Annotated in this window: 3 protein-coding genes; 2 read left to right on the top strand and 1 reads right to left on the bottom strand. The window is 57.5% G+C overall.

Going from position 1 to position 4211, the window contains the following annotated elements; translation table 11 throughout:
* Nucleotides 1-209: 209 nt before the first annotated feature.
* A complete protein-coding gene (glmM, locus tag IGS51_RS12660; protein ID WP_297078720.1) occupies nt 210-1664 on the bottom strand; it encodes a phosphoglucosamine mutase in 1455 nt (484 codons plus the stop codon).
* 645 nt (nt 1665-2309) lie between these two features.
* Between glmM and cbiT the strand changes: the two genes are divergently transcribed.
* Together cbiT and IGS51_RS12650 are read left to right on the top strand one after the other, a co-directional pair.
* Nucleotides 2310-2912 carry a precorrin-6Y C5,15-methyltransferase subunit CbiT gene (gene cbiT / locus IGS51_RS12655; protein ID WP_297078719.1) on the top strand — a complete coding sequence of 201 codons (603 nt, stop codon included), beginning with the start codon at nt 2310-2312 and terminating at the stop codon, nt 2910-2912.
* A gap of 311 nt (nt 2913-3223) precedes the next feature.
* Complete coding sequence (locus IGS51_RS12650) at nt 3224-4093, top strand: phosphatidate cytidylyltransferase (RefSeq protein WP_297078718.1); 870 nt, start codon at nt 3224-3226, stop codon at nt 4091-4093.
* The last annotated feature ends 118 nt before the right edge of the window (nt 4094-4211 follow it).

The following is a 4211-nucleotide window of genomic DNA, read 5'->3' as shown; positions in this document are numbered from 1 at the left end:
TAAGGCGGTTTCCCCCCTTGTTAAGGGGGGCTAGGGGGGATCTCTGAGTGCTTAACATTACAGGCGATACCTTTTCAAACACCCTCTTAGGGCCTTGTTGTGGAGCAGCGCTGCCGCCCCACAATCATATCTGTGCCCTGAAACATCTGTGCCCTAAGACATCTGTGCCCTAACTTCTTGTTTCCTGGAACTTGTCTGCTGATCCCAAATTAGCCCGCCAAGTGTGTTTCGACTACGGAGACGAGGTGCGTTGTCCAGTGGTCTACGAGATCGGCGTGGGCGGCTTCTACCATGACGCGAATGACAGGTTCGGTGCCCGATGCGCGGACGAGGATGCGGCCGCGATCGCCCATGTCGGATTCTGCCAGGGCGATCGCCCGTTGCAGCGGTTCGCAGGTGTGCCAGTTCAGGCGGCGATCGCGGTCTTCCACGCGCACGTTCCGCAGCAGTTGGGGATAGGTCTGGAAGCTCTGATCGCGCAGGTCGGCCAGCGACACCCCAGACCGCTTGACCAGGGCCGCCAGGTGCAGCGCCGTCAGCATTCCGTCGCCAGACACTGCGTAATGGGGACAGAGGATGTGGCCCGATTGTTCACCGCCCAGCTTTGCGCCCCGCTTCACCATTTCGGCGTGAACATACTGGTCGCCCACGGCAGTTCTCACCAGGGTTCCGCCCTGCGCTTCCCAGGCCCGCTCAAAGCCGAGATTTGCCATCACGGTGGAAATCAGCGTGTCGTTGGGCAGTTGTCCTGCCTGACGCAGCGCGTTACCCCAGAGAAACAGGACGTAATCGCCATCAATGACGCGCCCCTGGCTGTCTACGGCCATCATCCGGTCGGCATCGCCGTCGAAGGCAAACCCCATGTCGGCCTGATGCTCTAGAACCGAAGCCTTGAGAGAAGCCAGATGGGTGGAACCGCAGTTGACGTTGATGCGATCGCCATCGGGTGCGTCGTGCAGGCAAATTACCTCAGCGCCCATTTCGCGGAAGACCCGTTCACCCAGGTTTGCTGCTGCGCCCCAAGCCAGATCCAGCACAATTTTTAGCCCTGCGAGGCTGCCTTGGGGCTGGAAGGGCTGATGCAGCGACGCAACGTAGTCTTGCAGCAGTTCTGGGCGATCGCAGCACAGGCCCGTATTCGTCAGAGCGGGGGTGCTTTCCAGGGGCGATCGCAGCGCCGCTTCGATTTGGGCTTGCAATTCTGGAGCCAGCTTTGCCCCCTGGCTGCTAAAAAACTTGATGCCGTTGTCTTCTGGCGGGTTGTGGCTGGCGGAAATCATCACGCCGCCCGCTGCGCCCAGTTTATTGGCCAGGTAGGCTACCGCCGGAGTCGGGCACAGGCCCAGGTTCCACACCTCCAGCCCTGCGGAGGCCAGCCCCGCCGACAGCGCCGCCGACAGCATATCGCTAGAGTTGCGCGAATCTTGTCCCAAAATCATCGGGCCCGCCTCGGACGTTTTCAGCACTTGCCCTGCTCGGTAGCCAACCTGAAACGCCAATGGAGCCGTCAGCAAATCTCCCGCCCGTCCACGAATTCCGTCTGTGCCAAACAGCTTGCCCGCCGGTAGCGACAGCGGACTCCAAAGCTCATCAACCGCCCGTCCGCTTGCCGGAACGCGATCCGCAAGGCGAGACAACCCCGACCATACAGGAGAAACGACCATAACCTAGCACTCCAGAAAAATCACTCCACACACATGAGGAGAATAGCACTTTGTTGGTTAAGAAGATTAAATACCTATTGACAGATGTTTCGATAGGTTGATGACTCTGAAGACAGATCTAGGACTTACGCAGTTAGACGATTTCTCAGGGGCGCAGCCCGCAAGAAATCGTCCAAAACCCAGAAAACATATCGCAAGTGCGTAAGTCCTGAGATTTTTTGAGCGGGGGCGTGTAGTACTTTGCGGGGGCGGGTTGGGGGTGTCCGGAGGGTTTTGGGAGAGGAGTCCCAAAGGGTTGAAGGAATTTTTTGTGCCCCCCGTCCTCTGTTTCTCCACGATTCTCTGCGCCCTGGCCCCTGTTATAGGTCAGACTTACGGGTTTCAATCAAGAACTTCTGGCGGATTGCCCTTTTGAACCGGGCTGATGACAGGTTGTTGCGGATTTGGGCAGCCAGGACTTACCTCGTTGGACGATTTTTCGCAGGCGCAGCCCGCGAGAAATCGTCCAAAACCCAGAAAGCTTATTGCCAGTGCGTAAGGGCAGTTTCGGATTTGGGCAGGGCTGTTTAAGATAAGGCCAAAGGCGATCGCCCGTGGGCCAGGTTTCACCCACAGTTCCCGATTCAGCGCGAGGCTCTAGTCTGTATGGCTTCTCCACTCTGGCCCTATGTCACCTCTGGCATTCCCGACGACCGCTTTGAGCAGTTGCCTGGAATTCCCCTCACCAAGCGCGAAATTCGGGTGCTGCTGCTGTCGCAACTGCGGCTGCGGCCGGACGCGGTGCTGTGGGACATTGGCGCGGGCACGGGCACGATTCCGGTAGAAGTGGGGCTGCGGTGTCCTTTGGGAAAGGTCTATGCCATCGAGCGCGACGAGGAAGTGGCCAGCCTGATTCGCCGCAACTGCGATCGCTTTGGTGTCAAAACAGTGGAAGTGGTGGAGGGCAGCGCCCCAGAGTGCCTGAGCGAGCTAGCGGATGCGCCGGACTGCGTGTGTGTGGAGGGGGGGCGATCGGTGAAGGCGATTTTGCAGGCGGCGTGGAGCTATTTGCTGCCGGGGGGACGCATCGTGGCGATCGCCACTAACCTCGAAACGCTCTATGCCATCTCAGAATGTCTCGCCAGCCTCCAGGTTCGCAATGTGGAAGTGGTGCAGTCGGTGATCAACCGCCTGGAAAATCGCGGCATTCATCAGGTGTTTGCAGCGCTTGACCCCATGTTTATCGTCAGCGGCGAAAAAGGAGAATGACCGAATCTCCCCCCAGTTGCTTCTGCCGTTCTAGCAACCCACACTCTACCAAGTTTTCATTCTTCGCTCTTCCCTCTTCGTTCTTCGTTCTTCCCTCTTCCCTCTTCCTTCTTCCTTCTGCCGTTTTAGCAACACGCGCTTCGCTGAGAGCGCCCTTACAATATGTAAACGAAACCCATAAATAAGACCGCAGACGGGTGTGTTTATGAAGGATGCACGCCAAAGTGTGCCAGAGTAGTCTTTAACCTCTGCTTAAGTCCTTCTTTACGGTTTCTTTATTGCGGATTGATTGCTCCATCTCTTAATTTTCTATGGCATCGCCCCGAGTTCTCAGCGCTATCATCGCCATCATTCTTGCCTTGGGAATGGTGTGTTTGGGCGGATGGTATTTCACCCTGGGCGTTGCGCTGATGGTGTATTTGGGGCAATTAGAGTATTTCCAGCTTTGCCGCGCCAAGGGCATGGCTCCGGCTGCCAAGACGACGCTAGCCGTCAGCCAGCTGATCCTGGTAACGGCCACGCTATCCCCCACGCTGGCCGATGCGGTGGTGCCCGTCGCTGGAACCTGCATTTGCTTTTACCTGCTGTTTCAGCCCAAACTAGCGACGATCGCCGACATTTCTGCCTCCATTTTGGGGCTATTCTACGGCGGCTATCTGCCGAGCTATTGGGTGAGGCTGCGATCGCTCGGCCAGGCAGAAGTCAGCAACCTACCGCTAAATGGCTTTTTGCCCCTCTCATGGGACGATTGGCAAGCCCTACCGCCAGGGCTGACGACGATGCTCATCGCCTTTGGCTGCATCTGGGCTGCGGATATTGGGGCCTATGTGTTTGGCAAGCTGTTTGGCAAAACGCGCCTGTCTGCGATTAGCCCCAAGAAAACGGTAGAAGGGGCAGTGTTGGGGGTGTTGGGCAGCGTCGCGGTCGGGACGATTGGATCTTGGCTGCTGCGGTGGCCGGGCTTTCCGCTGACGGGGATGGCGCTAGGACTAATCATCGGCATTGCTAGCCTGCTGGGTGACCTAACGGAATCGATGATGAAGCGCGACGCGGGCGTAAAGGATTCTGGGCAACTCATTCCGGGGCATGGTGGCATCCTCGATCGCGCCGATAGCTATGTGTTCACCGCGCCACTGGTTTACTATTTCGTGACGCTCCTGCTGCCGCTGCTGCCCACATAGGACAGAAATCCTATGTTTGTCTTTGTTAGGAGTTATTCAGTTGGACGATTTCTCGTGGGTGCAGCCCGCGAGAAATCGTCCAAAACCCAGACAACTTAATCGCAAGTGCGTAAGTCCT

Source organism: Thermoleptolyngbya sp. M55_K2018_002 (genome assembly GCF_015295965.1).
In the GTDB taxonomy this organism is placed as follows: Bacteria; Cyanobacteriota; Cyanobacteriia; order Elainellales; family Elainellaceae; genus Thermoleptolyngbya; species Thermoleptolyngbya sichuanensis.
Note: the sequence above shows the minus strand (reverse complement) of the source record. Positions and strands in the feature narration are given on the sequence as shown.

What these genes read in the sequence shown, in the direction of transcription:
- glmM (WP_297078720.1), bottom strand. Translation starts at nt 1,664, where the DNA reads ATGGTCGTTTCTCCTGTATGGTCGGGGTTGTCTCGCCTTGCGGATCGC.
- IGS51_RS12650 (WP_297078718.1), top strand. Translation starts at nt 3,224, where the DNA reads ATGGCATCGCCCCGAGTTCTCAGCGCTATCATCGCCATCATTCTTGCC.
- cbiT (WP_297078719.1), top strand. Translation starts at nt 2,310, where the DNA reads ATGGCTTCTCCACTCTGGCCCTATGTCACCTCTGGCATTCCCGACGAC.